The following is a 17,884-nucleotide window of genomic DNA, read 5'->3' as shown; positions in this document are numbered from 1 at the left end:
TTGCGACAAACAGTTTAGACCTTTTGCCCCCTCTTCGTCTTACAAAGTATATACAATGGCTAATTTAAACGTGAATTAGAAGTTCGCAATAATTAAGTTGGCAATGACAGATCTTCTACCCACCACAAACTATTTTTATATACTATTGCCCTTGTAAGATACCTCTATTCCAAAAAAGCATAATAAAAAAATAGCGAGTCAGCTCATTCACATTTAGATTTATAATTTGTGAGTGTACCTATTAATTTCGCCTCAAAAATAAAGTATTCACCCAAGTGTCATCAAACTGAATGGAGTCGGTCATGACGTCATTAATAAGCACTTTTTTATCTGGTAAACATTTAACACCTGCCAGTACGTTATTGATAGGCTTATGTCTATTACCTACCAGCAAAAACTATGCAGTAGAAATATCACAACAAATGTCAGGGAATATACCATCACAACAAATATCTGCTCCTTGGAATCTTATTTCCAGCAAATATACTGGCGAACGTGTTCACCTAAAATTATTTTATGACTGGGTATGGGATAATAATGATCCCGACCGTAATTTTGCAGGGTTTAGACCTGCTGATTACAATATCTACGTCGCTAAGCGAACTGGTGTTGACTGGAAAAATGAAATTCAATATCAAAAACAACGTAAAGCAACAGATAGTGATACTAATTGGGGAGCAAACAAAGAGCATCATCGTCCCTTTAATGTCACTTCCAGTGGTAAAATTGTTGGTTTATACATGGGAGAATGGGGTGTTTGGGAACGCGCCTTTCCTGCAGAACTCATAGCCGCCAATAATATAACCCATTTATTTTATTCATTTGCTGCAATTTGCGATTACGATCGGCCTGATGCGACAAAAAATGATGGATTAAATCGAGAATTTAGCCCTGATGGTGGCGTTAGTCGTAGTTGGAAAGTCATGCGAGCTAGCTGCGGTAAAGGACTCGCTCCTGATGTTAATAATAATGAACGTGGAGACTTAGTGAAACTGGGTGTTGTCGAACGCAACGGTGACTTTGAAGTTTCGGAATACGATTATATTGCCGTTCCTCACTCAGTAGCAGCCATCAAAAAGATAAAGCAACGTTTTCCCCATTTAAAAGCCATGTTATCCATTGGCGGCTGGACACTCAGTGACCCTTTCTACGATATGGTCACTAAGCCAGAATGGCGACAAACGTTTGTAGAATCAGTGATAGCGTTTATTGCACGCCATGATAATGTTTTTGATGGTGTAGACATTGACTGGGAATTCCCAGGAGGGAGTGGTCTCAGTCCAGACTTAACTAAAGGCTACGTTCAGGACCGAGAAAACTTTACAGCGTTAATCAAATTACTAAGAACACGATTAACTGCTGAATATGGTGCAGATTTTGAATTGTCAGCAGCACTATCAGCATCACCAGCCAAGCTTGCGGCAGTAGATTTAAATGCCTTACGTGATGAATTTACCTTTATCAACCTAATGACTTATGATTTATACGGTGCCTGGGCTAAAGACCCAAGTCATCATGCTGCGATAAATGCTAAACCCGTTATGGCTACTTACAACAGTTTATCGGGTCTAGCAACCGATGAATTAGGGAACCCAGTTCTATTTAATGGAAAAACCCGAACAAATAGCGAAGTTGCTCGTGGCTTTAGCACCCGAGGTGCGATTGAAACAGTACGCTCACTTTACCCAGACTTTCCTACCAACAAGTTAGTCATCGGTGTAGCCAGTTACAGTCGTGGCTGGGAATACCTAAAAAATAAAAAAGCTTATGGCAAATTTTTCTGGCATGGACAAGCACAGAATTGGCGTAATAGCCGTGGTTCTGGTTTAGGTGCGGCAGGTACTTTTCAATTTGGGGTAAGTGACTTTAGGGATATTTATGACCACTTTATGAAAGGTAACACCAGTTACTTATACTACGATACCCAAGCTGAATCTGCGTATATCTGGAAGCCACACACTATTAATGATGCAACTTATCAGTTTGCCAAGGTTGAAACCTTTGACTCTCCTCGAAGTGTCATAGCTAAAGGTGAACTTGTTAAAGAGTATAATCTGGCGGGTTTATTTATGTGGGAGGCTCAAACCGATAATGGTTTAATTTTGAATGCTATGAATGCCGCAGTTTGTAATCCTCTAAAATCCGGTGGTTTTTACCAGTTTTCTCAGCACTACGCAGGAGAAAGTAATACTGTTGTTACACAATGGGATAAAAATGGCACCCCTGCTGCTGTTGAAGAGTCTATGTCATCCCCTTCAACTTATTCATTTAACGGTGCTGAATTTTGTAAATAATTACAACTAGCCTAAAAGTGTGAAGGGAAAAACACCTTCACACTTTTATCTTCAAAAATCACTCAAATGAACCTCTTACAAGCGGATTTCCATCCTTAAAAACCAATTTCTAAGAACGTTAAGTCACTTTGTAAAAGAATTATTCGTCCCCCGACAATCCAAGTGATTATCTGAAATATTGTTTGACTGTCTTGCTAAAAAAGTTGTTAATATCACATTTTTTTTCTGATAACATTAATTTAAGGGAGTGATTTAAACAGACAATAGTGAACCTTATGGATAACTTGTTTACGCAGTTGACTGAAGAGATAGGCCCAATTGATAATTACCAGTCACTCAGTCATAAAGTTTCTTTAATTCGTGCTGGAAATCAGCAGTTTATCGTTAAGAAAACCTCTCAGGTTGAGCTTTATTGCTACATAAGCCTGCCTAATCAAATTCAGTCCTTTCAAATTAACTTTCCCCGCTTAGTACACAGTCTTAAATTAAATGCTAAAACCATCATTGTTTTAGAGTTTATCAAGCCTTCCAACCAGAATATTAATCAAAACGAACTTATTCAACGTTTATCTGAATTTCATCAAACAACGTTGTCTAACCTCAATATCAATTCATTGGCGACCCATTACTGGCAACCAGAGGATAATTACCTACTGTTACAACTTGCACCATTGTCTGAGCAACGCTGCTTGCGTAATGTTCTGGATAACTTTTACTATGAGTTTCAACACCTCTTTGCCCCTGGCTGGCTTATAACTGGTGATAACTGCCTTGATAACTGGTGTTGTAGTACTTCTGGTGACGTGTACCGAATGGACTTAGAACATGTCAGCCTGGGCAGTCCTGCTATTGATCTAGCTTGCTTACAGCCGAACTGGCCTTCATTTAGTGAGTGTCTGAAAACCGCAGACAACTACTTAAAGCACAACAAGCAGTTTAAAAGAAATCGCTTTCAGTTAGCCGCTGATATTGTCGCAGCAACGCTATGGCTCTTTGCTAAACGGTGTAACACGCTACTTAATCCTACCGATGATCAGCCTATCCATCCTATTATTTCAGAAGCCAGAGAACGCCTAACAACCTGGTTGAGGGGAATCTTCCAACAGGTATATCAACATCCTGACTTTTGTCAGTATTCATTATAGTCCGCCTCTAAAGTTTTTAACCTGTCTGCAATTCCCTTAGCCAATACAAACATCACTTTTGAGGTAAGTACAACGCTTTAAGTGTTGATCACTGCCTCAAAAGAATAAAATCAAGGTTACCTTTTTATTCTTTATTAGCTATTGTTTAAGTATACCCAGACCAAGGGTAAAACCATAAATCACCATGAAATAAGCAAAACTATTATGCCCTTAAAGCAATACACCAATACATACCTATCTGTAACGCGCTCTCTAAAAAAATATTTAGCCTCATTCACCATTGGCGTTACCGTATTTCTTAGCGGTTGTTCAGGCTCTATTCCTTACTTACAACCCGAAATATCAGAGCAGGATTTACTCGCTGCCGACTCAACAATTAACCAGTGTTTTATTAGCAGTGGCATTGCCTATGAACTCATTAATAAGATCAATCAATATCAATTAGCAAAGGTTGATGCAGAAGATGAATTAATTGCCAGTCAGGGTAATAATCTATCTGACTACTACCTAATGAAGGAAATGCTTGACGAGTACTACAATGTTAGCCCTGAAAAAGATGAACACCCACGTTTTATTGCATCTTACTACTCCCGTTGCCTTAAAAAAGCACAAGTAAACCCTGAGATAATACCACAAAGTACTCTAGCCCAATGTTTGAGGCGTAATAATCTACTTCATATGCTTTACCAACAAAGCAAGCTTAAACAGTGGAATGAAATAGCAGCCCTTGCTCAACAACACAATATAGAAACTGATGATGCCAAACAGGCTTTTCAATTTGGCACCGAATACAACCAGCGTTATATTGCCTTGCTGATGAATAAATTTCGCCAATGTACGGATACTGAGATAGCATCAGATACAACTAATTAAGATAAGCATTCTTTGAAAAACATCAATCAGAAATACCTAATACAATGATGCCTTATAGTATCCTTGCCCTGGCATAAGGCATCATTTTCACACTTTTTAACACATCATTCATTTTTGCTTATCTTTCCTCCATATATGTACTAATACGTAAAAACAGATTGACAAAGATCTCTTTTTATTAGAAGTTATATTTTGCTCTCACATAGCGGGCAGATCCCCCTGTGTGTATAAAAATAAATACCTGTACTTAAAATAAGTAATAGTACAAATGATGTTTACAATAAAACATCATTAAGCGCATTACCCTTTGCGTAAAAATTAAAATAACTTTTAAAGATGATACCTATCAGCAGGTTTTTCAAGCGTAAGCTATTGTCAAAATTTATGTCTTAAGGCTTTTCCTTAAAAATATTACTGTAGGTATCCTTAACAATAATTAAAACATCGTACTTTATACAGACCACACAAAGTGTGCTATTTCGACTAAATTAAAGCTGTACGATGATATTAAAATCTATTATTTAAATAGTCCATCTTTTATAATTTTTGTGGTGTATTTTATGGAGCCGTCAGCAGTAAATCTTCGCTCGCCCTCAAACTCACGTTCTGTTTTATCATTAAGCACCACCGAAGGCAAACCAATTACTGGCGAAACATTAACAGTTATTGACAAGTTAGCTAACCAACTCATTTCGCTTCGGGAAACTGCACTCAGGCAAGATAATAAAAAAAGTGCCAAGAAAATAGCGCAAGGTATATCACTGTTAGAATCTGTAAAAGTAAAACTAAATACACTCATTACCACAGAAGGTGAGCAGAGTACGCTTTCCACAAAAGATACCGCTTTTCTCTCCTCCCAGCTGGAAAAAACCAGCCATTTACTCAATAATTCAGATACCAAAACACTGGCCACATTACTCGGTCAATACTTTTTTGCCAGCTGGCTAAACCAAGCCCGTAACGATATAAAATCAGATATTTTTAACCAGCTTAAAGGCATCGGTGACCCTGGTGCAGCTAATTCCACAACCCTAAAGATTGAAGTGAAAGGTGGTGGAAATATTGTTGCTTCCAATCTTTATGGAAGTATCGGTTACAGTCATACGGATACGCTAGATGCTGACGATGAGGGTTTATTTTTCCGCTCTAAGACTCGTACCGGCAGTCTGGGATTAAAAGCTGGTATTAAAGTCGTCGCTGCCAAACTTGGCGCTAATTTAACTGGTAGCCATGCCTATACTACATTTAAAGAATACAATAATGTTAAAACTTATGTGGATATGGAGGTGAGTCATCTAGCTTCATTAAACCGAGATGATACTGCGCTTACCAAAACGGCTAAACAGCTAGCCTGGCAAGTCATCAGTAAAGTTTTTGCTGGCCCTCAACACAGTGCAACAGGCTCTGAGTTAAAACAGTACCATAAGCAATTGCAAGCGGCTGTTAATAATCAGCATAAGCTGAATACCTTATTAACAGAACAACTTGGCATTAACAGCAAAGTCAATGTCACCTCCCCTGTCATTCCTGAAACACTGAGCGGGTATGTCAACAGTACCTCTGCTAATGCAGCTGGCTCGGCGTCTATTGGTATTTCAGGTACTGAACTCCCCCTATCTGCTTCAGCAGGCATCAGCGCTACTTTCCGTAAAACTGAAATTTATGAGTTTGTACCCGCTTATTTTTGGACAGTGATTGCCGAAAATGCGCAACGCTTAAAAGAGTTACCCTCAGCGTTAACAGCTTATGCAAAAACACTGTTAAATCAAGACAGCGTGAATAAGCCTATTGTTGAACGGTCTATCCAGGCACTAGATACACTGAATAATGACTTTAATCGTTATATGACCGTTGTCCAAAAATATGATGCAGGCGAACAATCATCACGTGTAGAAAAACATGCCATTGAATCTCGTTGGGGCGTTCAAGGTCGTCATGAGTTTCTGCAAGCAGTTTATGCTTCTTACACATTATTTGCTGACCGTATTTGGAATACGAATTCAACACCAGAACAATTTCAACAGGCAACAGTATTACTCGATAAAATAAGTCAAAATATCACTCAACCTACTATCACCTATTCAAAAAGTAAACTTGAAAATATTGCTTCTTTTAAGCAGCTGGTTAGGCTCAGTATCACCGATAAAAGCTTCAGTTTAAATGGTTCGATTGGTAATTTTGGGCTTGAAGCAACCGTTTTGCATAGAAACCGAGTACATCCAAGTCGTTTGCGTCATGGTGACTATATTGATATTTATCTTAGCTTTAAGGCAGGTATTACCAGTGGTGATGTTACTGGCTTTATTGATAACATGGTATCAAAAGTTAAGGGTCAATATGGTGCCACTGTTGACTCTGAACAAATCAAAAATACATTATCTGACTTCATCAATAATCATGTTGATGCTTCTGCATCGGGTAAATTTACCCTACAGTTGCGCTACTTTAAAGCGGGCTATCAACATGAGTATGGTGATAACCACTATCACAAACAGTTTTCGCGCTTTTTATTTACTCACTCAGTTAACTTAGGTGTCAATGGTGAAGTACCCATTGCAAGTGGGGCCAGTCTTGGTGGAAAAGTGGGTATCGCTCATAGTAATACCGAAGTCCTGAAAGAGTCACCCACGGCAGATACGCTTAGCTATATTCTTACCCGGTACAACCGCTGGTTCCGTAATAAAGAAATTGAAGGCGAATGGCAAGATTATTTTAATAGTCATGAGGCAGAGTTTAGCCAACTTTTTAAGCAATTAGGCGACACTGAGTCTACAGCTTATCAAGAAGCCCAACACTGGCTACAAGAACTCATAATAACTGCAGATACAAATAAAAAAGCACATTATCAGACATTGCTTGATGAGTTCAATACGGCTATGAATGCCTATCGACAAGATAGCTCAGAGCAGGCATTTACTAAAGCAAAAAGCGTTTTTAATAACTTTATGAGTGAGCAGGTAACGCCTTGGTGGAATGCTCACCGTAGTCACTGGCAAGATCTTCCTTTTCAACCCAAACATAACTTTTTAGAAAAGCTGACAAAACGTTTAGCGCATTTCCCCGACCAAATAAATGATGCCTTCAATCAGCTGTTAAAGAATAACTCCGTATTACCACAGCAAAATTTAACTGATACAAGAGCCTTAACCAAAGCATTAACCCTTGATGATCAGTATTTATTAGATAGCTTTCTATTAGTTTATAAGCAGAAAGGTCTCAGTGCTGCAACCAGTTATACCCGCAATATTTTAGCCCTGGGATATCAGCAATGGCTGCAACCTGATCAAGAAAACCCTCAAGGAAAAGGATTAACTGAACGTATTAAACAGCTCCCTTCTCTCTATTTTGAAGCTGTAAATAGTGGCCAAGGCGCTAAGCGTTTACGAAAAGCACTTCAGTCATTCGCTGAATCTGGCGTATTAAAGCTGCGTGTTGATGGCAATGATTTAGCGTTATTAATTAATAATAAAGCGGTCACCCTATTTAATTCCACCACCAGCGAAATCATAACTACAAATACGATTCGCAAAGCGGTAGATTATATTTCTTCACAGTATGACTTAAAACAACAAGCCTGGTCACTTTCTCACACGACTTTAGACCAAACCTTAAGTGATGATCTTATCACCCAAATGAGTCGCCCTTATGTCACTGATCTGGACTTATTGGCACAAGCCGATAAGAACCTTGGATTACTTTCAATGGGTGAACAACGTATCAGTCGGATAGAGCTTTGGTTAGCAGGTGCCAAACTTAATAATACCGCTTTAACCACTGAGGATTTAATTACACTTACCACACTAGAAGGCTCACTCTCACTTAATCCAGAACAAACCCAACGCTGGATGAAACAATTAGATGGTAACCAACGTTATACTGCTTTAGCACGGCTGAATCAGTGGCTCACAGCTTCACCTAATTTATTGCCTGAAAATTCAAACTCAGTAGAAGTCATTAAATTACGTAAACAGGCAGAAGCTATTAATTGGTTAGATCATCAACTGCCTCTGCTATCGTCATTGGATGAAAAATTAAATCGTTCTTTGGCCAGCGTCTCTGAGTTATATGATCGCCAGCATCGTTTATTTGGCTCAACACCTGTCCCTAACCAAAAACTCAATAGGTTAGCCAGTAAAATTAATGGCGTAAATACAGCTATGAGCGTCATACGCTTACCTGGTAATGTTTACCAAGCCGTTGATGCTTTTGCTAAAGGTGACACCTACCATGCCGTACAATCATTAGCAGACACGCTTACTGATAATCTTGACATTACACTGGATGTGTTGGCTAACAGCACCAAAGTGCAGGCAGTATCAACTCGTCTTGCCAGTGTGGCAACCAAGCTAGGCGCTATCACTAACTTCGCTGGTGCAGGTTTAGGTATTTGGTCAGCTGTTGATAATTTTAGTGCGGCGGCAAATACGACAAATACTGACGAACGTATTGATTATATCGTTAATGGCTCACTGGCTGTGGCAGGTGTTGTGGTCTCAATTGCCACAGGTATTGCTTCGTTAATTACCGCCGCTGCTGGTCCTATTGGGGCAGCTATTGGCTTAGCGATTGGTATAGCCGCCAGTATCTATAACACCGTGCGAGTCAGACAACAACTTGCTGATGCAGGCATTACAGGTTCTGACCTTGACCTAGCGGGGGCTGCTGTGTTTTTTGGTTTTCCTGTTCCTGAGCATATAGCCAATAAAGCCGCAACAAATATTGGTGAACGTCAATGGAATGAAATGCAACAAAAACGCTTGGAAATGTATGCTCAACTAGGCGTCGATAAGCTAGTTTATAGCACACCAAAAGTGTTTACCGCCTACGGTAAGTTAACCAATATTAGTGAAGGTTATGACTACTATAACTTATCCCCAACTGAACTAAGAGAATATCACCGAAATAATCCTGGTGAAGTCGATTCCGGCTGGGTATTTCGACAAGAAGCGAAAGCTGCTCAAGTTAAGAAACTAGATGCTTATGATGAGGAAAACGGTGTCACGCTTATTCAGTTAGGCAAAGGATTTGACTGGGCAAATGGTGACTTAAATCGTCGAAACATTTTCCTGATTGATCACAATCGAAGTGCATTTCAACGGCGGTATAAAGGGGGTAATAAAGCAGATACATTTGAAATTCGTTCGCCGAATGCTCTACAGCGTTTTACCAGTACTGACTATGCCATTGTGGATGGTGGAGCAGGTATTGATACTATTTCTTTCCGCTCAATGTATGCGTTTACAGGTAAGAAAAAAGGCGTAGAAATCAGTCTTGAGCCTCACAGTCACTTTGGCAATAAATCAACCGTGCAAATTCGTGATGGCCGAGAAGATTTTTTTCTTGTTGAAAACATTGAAAACGTCATTGGTTCAGAAGGTAATGACAAAATCAGTGGCGATCGCTTCAGTAATTTTTTACAAGGTTCAGAAGGTGACGACATCATAAGCGGCTTATATGGTGATGATCACTTAGTGGGAGGTCAAGGCAGCGACTATTTAAGTGGTGGTGAAGGTACTGACACTTATACGATTACAGCTGATGACTGGGCAACAGACACAGACCATGACACGATTGACAATAAAGTAGAAGCAGGAGAACGTTTTTATCGGGTAAAACTTGAGTATCTTGCAGAAAACCCTGACGCTTCTGATGAAGAAGCAAAGTTATATGCTTATCAACATATGCCAAAAGCAACGGCTACGGATCAATTAATTACGAACTTTGGAGACTTAAGCGGCTATAAAGAAAATGACGACCTTAAACTCACGGTGAGTCAAGGTTGGTTAAATGCTCTACGTTTAGCGAAAAAACTGTTTTCAAGTCATCAAGCAGGCAATAATATACTGCCACTCATGGATGATCTTCCACTTGCTAGTGCTACCCTTGTGCCTATAAAAGAAGAGCTTACAACCACAAAAGATCATTGGGAGCTATTAACCTCGGAAAGCTTCAAGCCTGTTTTAGAATATTATCAGGAAAATGCACCAACGCGTCTTAATGTGGTTACCCTTTCAAATTACTTTAAAGGTAAACAATACCAGCATATTCAGTTCCGAGATTTAGCTGGCCATTTATATATTCCATCTGTTCAGAGTGATCGCCAGGTAATTTTTGATACCTTAGTTACTCGTGCAGCAGATGAAGGTCATTACAAAGTAAACCTAGCAAAAGGTTACACACGCTTATTTAATGGCGACATTCAACAGCGATTTAACCTGCTTTCTACAAACATTACCAATGTCATTGGCTCTAAAGAAGACGACACACTTCGAGGTAATAGCCTTGATAACTTGATTGATGGTGGTGCCGGTTTTGACCAACTTTTTGGTGAAGATGGTAATGATATTCTTGTATCTGGTGCTGATGGGGCACAACTAAGTGGCGGTAATGGTCATGATACCTATATGATTGGCGCCAACCAGAATATGGTTGTTATTACCAGTGATGACACAGATAACCAACGCGACACGATTAGTTTCCAAAATGGTTTTAACGGTTTTTCTCACCGCTACAGTACTCCCGAAAGTCGTTACTATCTCAATTATCAAGGTACTCAAATTATTCTAGGGAACCGCTACCAACAGAATCTTAGCAAAAAACTAACCTTTGCCTTCCAGTCCACAACACAACCCGGTCAAGGGGTATTATACGGTACATTTAATGAAAGCCATGAATTTCAACTTTCAGAGCTGGATTTAACAACTCAATCCCATAGTGACTATACCATCAATTTAGGTCAACAGTCGTATCAATCATCTACAGAGCAGTTTGAGCTAGCACACCCGTTAATGTCGCTGTTTAAAGTAAAGACTGGAGAAGGGAATGACATACTGTATACAGGTAAACATGAAGGAGTGATCATTGCCAACCTTGGCTTAGGCAACAACACTGTTAATATAAACCAATATTCCAGTATCATTTACTTAGAACAGTCATCACACACTACACTCACCGTGCAATGGGAAAATCTCGATTGGAATGATTTTAAAGTTTTATACAAAGATGGCAATTTATCTCTTATAAACAAAGCTGATTCTGATCAAGCACTTATTTTAGAGCAAACCAGTAATTCATCTGAATTGACGATGAATATCATTGATAAAGACCAAACCACTCATTCCGTCGATATTAATCTACTTATTCAAATGGCCAGTCAAATGAGTGAAAAAGAAAATGGAGGAACTTCTACTTATAATGAACCACATCTAAATACTGCATTAACATCTTTGGTGCATACAGCCTAACCCTGTATTCAAAGATTAACTATCAAAGGCCCTCTAAAAATGCTTTTTTTTGAGTGGCCCTTAAGTGAATGTCAGTTGCTTTATTGATAACGAGCAACTGACATTTTCACTTTATAAAAGTTTTAAAGGTATATAATTTTCATTTTGAATGTATTTACTGCTTTTTCCTTCTAAGTAAAAAGCCTGTTAATAGCCCAAATAAACCCAAGGTTCCTGGCTCAGGGATAGGATCAGGTTCTGGTGTTGTACCTGCTCTATTGAACTGCAAATCATCAATATAGTGGTACAAACCGACATCAGAGCCAGTACCATAACGTAAAGTTACGCTAGTTACTGCCTGGTCACTAACAAAGCCAATAAACTGGTCAGCAAAGTCATTCATATTAGCAGCAACGCCAATTGTACCAATCAATCCACCTACATCGAAGATATCAAGGAATGCAGTAAAACCACTCGAACAACATGTGTCATCGTTTCCAAAAAACATCCCTACAGAAGATGCTGGTGTAGCGAAGCTAATCATAATAGGATCAGGGAATGTGTTGGTTGACAGACCTTGAGTACCTGAAGGTGTAACTCCACCCGCAAAACCAGCAGCACTAGCGAGAGTGACTCCTGATGAGGCTGTTGCGGTAAATCCAGGCACAAAACTACCATCTTCAAAGTCTTCTAAGGCATAAGGCCCTTGGCTCATTCCTGCAGTTGAACCTACCTGAGTGATAACTGCATGAGAAACTAAACTTGTAGATAACAACGCAGACGTAAGCAGTAGCTTAAATGAAAATAAACCTTTTAGTGACATAAGTAATATCTCCCAAAAACTTTCGATTATAACAAAGCTTTTAACTACAAAAATTATGCCACTCAATAATATTCTTAAAATACCCCTTATTTTATAAGCAATAACACACAATATTTAATAGCCTGACTCAAAACCACAAATAAAAATGTATAGCCAATCGACACTAAAACTTATAAGTATTCTTTAAAAAAACACCTCAACGAGGAAAACATTGAATAAACCTTCAACAATATCATTTAATAAATACGTCATACGCCTGTTATGTTTTTAAACACTTACTCTCTCATGGGTTATTCTCGCTAGAACCACTATAATATACATTATTATATTTTTCTGTCACATGGAAAAGGCATGTCATTATTTATATGGCTGCTAACTTTATTATTAGTCTGTAATGTTAGCCTAGCTGATGATACTATTACCATTTCAACTGGAGAGTGGCCTCCCTATATATCTAAGTCTCTACTACACTCAGGTGTAGTTATCAAAGTGATTAATGAAGCATTTGCATTAGAAGGTATACAGACAAAAATTATTTTTTATCCTTGGTCAAGAGCTTATCAAAATGCCAAGAAAGGAATTGTAGATGCAACAGCGATTTGGTATCACTCACAAGAAAGAGAAGAACATTTTCATTACAGTATACCAGTAGTACATAATGAGTATGTTTTCTTTCATTTAACTGATTTTGATTTTAACTGGAATACAATAAACGACTTAAAAGACATAAAAATTGGCGCTACCCTTGAGTATACTTACTCAGATGAATTCCATAAAGCATTCAATGATGGTTGGTTAGATGTGCAATGGGTACCAACAGACCTACAAAATTTCAAAAAACTATTTCTTCATAGAATTGAGCTATTTCCTCTAGAACGAGAACCAGGCTATTTTTTATTAAATAAGCACTTTACCGAAAAAGAGATTAACCTTATCACTTATCACCCTAAACCTCTAAGAAGTGGTTCATTATCACTTTTATTTAACAAAAAATAAAGAAGAATGAGAAAATGTTAAAGTTATTTAATTCAGGCTTACTAAAGTTGAAAGAAAGTGGAAAGTTTGATCAGTACTTAAGGGAATCTCAGCGTGGGGATTATATAATCGAAGATAAAGAAGATTAATTTTTTGTATATTCCACTCAAAAAGCAATACATTCTACACGAATATTTTCTTCACAGATGCATAAAGGTTTCTAGTAGTGACTTAAACGTCTATAGTTAATGATAATGATGGTAATCAGGCCGTTGAGGGTTGTTTGTGAAACAAGCGCCAGGAGCACCGGACCCATTGCAGGCCAGGGAATAACCTTGTGATGGGTGTGGAGCAAATAATCATTAACGGCTAACAGCACTAACACTAATCACATACTTACCCAGCATTCATTTATTCTTTTATCTGATCTCTCCTGACCTTTTTTCTAGGGTCATACACTGGTATGTTTTCATCACCCAATTTTCCTCCCTGCTCATAATAAGTCATAGCTAGTGCATTGGCTTCCACTAATTCTGGTGAGGGTTTACGCCATTGACTTTCGGGTATAGGTTCAGACCAACGTATAATCTCATCTGATAGTGTGACTTTTGGAATTCTTTTTTCATGCCAATCACTCAACCAGTATGCAAAGTATGAATAATGCATCCAGTCCCAAATTTTTTGTTTGTATATTTGCCAACCAACTAAAATACCATTTTCTTTCCAACGGCGGCGACTATCTTTATATTCTTCCAAAGTATCAAGCTTACTCGGTGAAGGGCAAGCATCCGGCCCCTCTTCCATAAATGCACGAATACACTCCCATTGCATAATGCAATTTATTTCAGCCCCACACGCGACTTCATAGCGCCCTCTAAAATTAGTTACATCTGTAGGGCTGGCCATCGTAATGATTAATGTGGATAAGGGTATAGCAGTCGTATCTGATAACATCAGTGTAGTGCCAGCCCATGCGTATATTTTTTCCCAAGGAATAATTATAAACTGGCCTTTTTCACCAAACGGTAAAGCGACCTGTCTACGCTGGCGGTTAAAGCGAATAAAACGCTGTTTTTTTAATGAAAAGTAACCTCTTGCTATAATATGAAGATAAAATAAATGCAATCCAAAAAAAACCATAAGGAAAGCATTTAAAAAAAAATTATAGCCGGATCTGAGTTGAGGGGTAAATATAACAGTTAATAACAGTGCTCCCCCTAATACTAAATAAACCAAATTGCAAAGTAAGGCTAAATTTTGAGCCCCCACCCGCACACTTTTATGACCAATATCTAAATAAACATCATTCTTTGCTTTTATAATCCCTTGTCCATCCATACAAGAGTTATTAGTAATAATAGGTAACGGAGATAAAACCAGTATACGGTTTAACTTATCTTCAAAGGTTTTACCTGCCATCATTCGTTGTCGGCTGATCATTGGTGCTCACCACATAACCCATTGTCAGTACTTATTAGCATAGGCTAACAATGTCCTAGACTGTCAAATCTGCTTCGAACACGCCGTCAATCCTTCCCTGGAGACTCAACTACTGCTTCCCTGCGACAGATGGTTCTGCGAAAATTCAACAGTCCAAATACCTGTGTGCTCACACTCATCATCTGCATAAAAAGGCTTCTAATAATGATTTAAGTTTTCATGCTTAATGATTGCGCGATGGTAATCAGGCCGTTGAGGGTTGTTTGTGAAAAAAGCGCCAGGAGCGCCGGACCCATTGCAGGCCAGGGAATAACCTTGTGATGGGTGTGGAGCAAATAATCATTAACGGCTAACAGCACTAACACTAATCACATACTTTCCCAGCATTCATTTATTCTTTTATCTGATCTCTCCTGACCTTTTTTCTAGGGTCATACACTGGTATGTTTTCATCACCCAATTTTCCTCCCTGCTCATAATAAGTCATAGCTAATGCATTGGCTTCCTCTAATTCTGGTGAGGGTTTACGCCACTGACTTTCGGGGATAGATTCAGACCATCGTTTAATTTCTTCTGATAATTCAGTGTATTAAAGTCTCTCTTGAATTTTATCATTGAGCCAGTATGCAAAATACGAATAGTGCATCCAGTCCCTAATCTTTTGTTTATATATTTGCCAACCGACTAATATTTTATTCTCTTTCCAACGACGCCGACTATCAAAATACTCTTCTAAAGAGTCTAGATTGCTTGGATCTGGACACGCTTCAGGACCATCTTCCATAAATGTACGAATACACTCCCACTGCATGATACAGTTAATCTCTGCTCCACATGCTACTTCATAACGCCCTTTGAAATTAGTCACATCTGTAGGGCTGGCCATCGTAATAGTTAATGTGGATAAGGGTATAGCAGTCGTGTCTGATAACATCAATGTAGTGCCAGCCCATGCGTATATTTTCTCCCAAGGAATAATTATAAACTGGCCTTTTTCACCAAACGGTAAAGCGACCTGTCTACGCTGGCGGTTAAAGCGTATAAATTTATGCTTTTTTAACTGTAAATAACTTTCATACATATTATATAAATAAAATAAATGTATCCCAAAGAAAACCATAAGGAAAGCATTTAAAAAAAACTGATACCCAGACTTGGACACAGGGATAAATATAATAGTTAGTAATAATGCTCCTCCAAATATTAAATAAACCAAAATACAAAGTAGTGCTAAGTTTTGAGCCCCTACCCGCACACTTTTATGCCCCACGTCTAAATATATATCATTTTTTGCTTTTATAATTCCCTGACCGTCAATACAAGGGTTATTAGTAATAATAGGTAATGGGGATAACACCAAAATCCGATTTAATTTATCTTCAAAAGTTTTTCCTGCCACCATTCGCTGTCGACTGATCATTGGTGCTCACCACATAATCCACTGTCAGTATTAGCATAGGCCAACAATGTCCCAAGACTGTCAAATCTGCTTCGAACACGCCGTCAATCCCTCCCTGGGGGCTCAACTGCCGCTTCCCTGCGGCAGATGGTTCTGCGCAAATTCGACAGTCCTAATACCTGTGTGCTCATACTCATCATCTGCAAAAAATGGTTTCTAATAATGATTTAAGCTTTCATGCTTAATGATAGCGCGATGGTAATCTGGCCGTTGAGGGTTGTTTGTGAAACAAGCGCCGGGAGCGCTGTACCCATCGCAGGCCAGGGAATGGCCTTGTGATGAGTGTGGAGCAAATAATCATTAACGCGCATGGACAATAATATCATTGTTTATCAGGATTTTTTTCTTGTTGGTTGAACGATACTTTTTTGCGGGGGTCATACACTGGCATATTTACATCACCCAAACGTCCACCGACATCATAGAAATCGTCTGCAAGAAAATTCGCTTCAATCAATTCATCTGAAGGCTGTTGCCATTGATCTTCTGGAATGGGCTCTGACCAACGTTTAATATTTTCTGGAAAGATATCATATTGAGTTCTCGCTTCGGTTACATCACTGAACCAATGAAAGAAATACGAATATTGCAACCAATCAATGAGTTTTTGCATTATCCATGGCCACAGGCTTAACTCCTTACGCATCCGCTTGCGAGAGGCTTTATACTCTTCCAGGGTAATCGCTTTCCTGGGATATTTGCTGGGTTCAGGGCAAGCATCAGGCCCACGTTCCATAAAGCTGCGGATACACTCCCATTGCATAATACAGTTTATTTCTGCTTCACCGTCGACTTCATAACGGTCTTTAAAACCTGTCGCATTTGTCGGATTTGCTATGGTAATGGTCAAGGTTGATAACCGGAACGCAAATGATCTAAGAGTCTCTGATGGTGGAATAGTAATTATGGATGTTTGTGCCCAGGCATAGAGTTTTTCCCAAGGAACAATGACATACTCATGATTCACCCCAAAAGGCAACGCAACCTCTCGGCGCTGACGATTAAAGCGTATAAATCTATATTTTTTTAAACTCAGAAAAGTACTGTACATATAAAAAAATAAAAAGACATGGGTTCCAGTTAAACTACTGAGCATAAAAAATATAGGATAATCAATATTATAAGAGAATAAAAAATAAAATGACAAACCTACTACGGCAAAAAAAAGATTGAAACAATTAAAACTTAGCGCTAAACCTTCTTCTCCTTCGCAAATGTTGTTATAACCAATATCCAAATAGACATCGGTTTTAGCTTTAACAATATGCGCCCCATCATAAGGGGTATGTTGGGTCTCAATAGGCAGGGGCGATAACACCAAAATCCGGTTTAATTTATCTTTAAAGATTTTACCTGCCATCATTTGTTGTCGGCTGATCATTGGTGCTCACCACATAACCCATTGTCAGTACTTATCAGCATAGGCTAACAATGTCATAGACTGTCAAATCTACTTCGAACACGCCGTCAATCCTTCCCTGGAGGCTCAACTACCGCTTCCCTGCGGCAGATGGTTCTGCGCAAATTCAACAGCCCTAATACCTGTGTGCTCACACTCATCATCTACATACAAAGGTTTCTAATAATGATTTAAACTTTCATGCTTAATGATAGCGCGATGGTAATCAGGCCGTTGAGGGTTGTTTGTGAAA

At 38.8% G+C, this 17,884-nt stretch carries 9 protein-coding genes; 5 read left to right on the top strand and 4 right to left on the bottom strand.

Annotation, left to right across the window (positions count from 1 at the left end):
* The first annotated feature begins 302 nt into the window (after nt 1–302).
* The 4 genes from KHS79_RS15720 to KHS79_RS15705 all read left to right on the top strand — a co-directional run bounded on the left by KHS79_RS15720 (nt 303) and on the right by KHS79_RS15705 (nt 11,556).
* Nucleotides 303–2,294, top strand: coding sequence for a glycoside hydrolase family 18 protein (locus tag KHS79_RS15720; protein WP_212720198.1), 1,992 nt, complete (start codon nt 303–305; stop codon nt 2,292–2,294).
* A gap of 275 nt (nt 2,295–2,569) precedes the next feature.
* Nucleotides 2,570–3,439 carry a hypothetical protein gene (locus tag KHS79_RS15715; RefSeq protein WP_212720196.1) on the top strand — a complete coding sequence of 290 codons (870 nt, stop codon included), beginning with the start codon at nt 2,570–2,572 and terminating at the stop codon, nt 3,437–3,439.
* A 204-nt stretch (nt 3,440–3,643) separates the two neighbouring features.
* Complete coding sequence (locus tag KHS79_RS15710; RefSeq protein ID WP_212720194.1) at nt 3,644–4,312, top strand: hypothetical protein; 669 nt, start codon at nt 3,644–3,646, stop codon at nt 4,310–4,312.
* Between the two features lie 560 nt (nt 4,313–4,872).
* On the top strand, nt 4,873–11,556 hold the full coding sequence (locus KHS79_RS15705; protein WP_212720192.1) for a calcium-binding protein: 6,684 nt from the start codon (nt 4,873–4,875) through the stop codon (nt 11,554–11,556).
* Between the two features lie 154 nt (nt 11,557–11,710).
* Here the strand turns inward: KHS79_RS15705 and KHS79_RS15700 are convergent, their stop codons facing one another.
* Nucleotides 11,711–12,358 (bottom strand): PEP-CTERM sorting domain-containing protein, encoded by a 648-nt coding sequence (locus tag KHS79_RS15700; RefSeq protein WP_165773276.1) that lies wholly within the window; start codon nt 12,356–12,358, stop codon nt 11,711–11,713.
* Nucleotides 12,359–12,709: 351 nt separating this feature from the next.
* On the opposite strand from KHS79_RS15700, the gene KHS79_RS15695 reads away from it, so the two are divergent.
* A complete protein-coding gene (locus KHS79_RS15695) occupies nt 12,710–13,354 on the top strand; it encodes a substrate-binding periplasmic protein (protein ID WP_212720190.1) in 645 nt (214 codons plus the stop codon).
* A 390-nt stretch (nt 13,355–13,744) separates the two neighbouring features.
* Here KHS79_RS15695 and KHS79_RS15690 read toward each other — a convergent pair whose 3' ends face one another.
* The 3 genes from KHS79_RS15690 to KHS79_RS15680 form a co-directional block, all read right to left on the bottom strand.
* Nucleotides 13,745–14,773 carry a hypothetical protein gene (locus KHS79_RS15690; RefSeq protein ID WP_212720189.1) on the bottom strand — a complete coding sequence of 343 codons (1,029 nt, stop codon included), beginning with the start codon at nt 14,771–14,773 and terminating at the stop codon, nt 13,745–13,747.
* A 589-nt stretch (nt 14,774–15,362) separates the two neighbouring features.
* On the bottom strand, nt 15,363–16,175 hold the full coding sequence (locus KHS79_RS15685; protein ID WP_212720188.1) for a hypothetical protein: 813 nt from the start codon (nt 16,173–16,175) through the stop codon (nt 15,363–15,365).
* Between the two features lie 379 nt (nt 16,176–16,554).
* Nucleotides 16,555–17,613, bottom strand: coding sequence for a hypothetical protein (locus tag KHS79_RS15680; protein ID WP_212720187.1), 1,059 nt, complete (start codon nt 17,611–17,613; stop codon nt 16,555–16,557).
* Nucleotides 17,614–17,884 lie beyond the last annotated feature (271 nt).

This window comes from Zooshikella ganghwensis (assembly GCF_018263875.1).
GTDB lineage: Bacteria > Pseudomonadota > Gammaproteobacteria > Pseudomonadales > Zooshikellaceae > Zooshikella > Zooshikella ganghwensis.
This window is presented reverse-complemented; position numbering and strand designations above follow the sequence as displayed.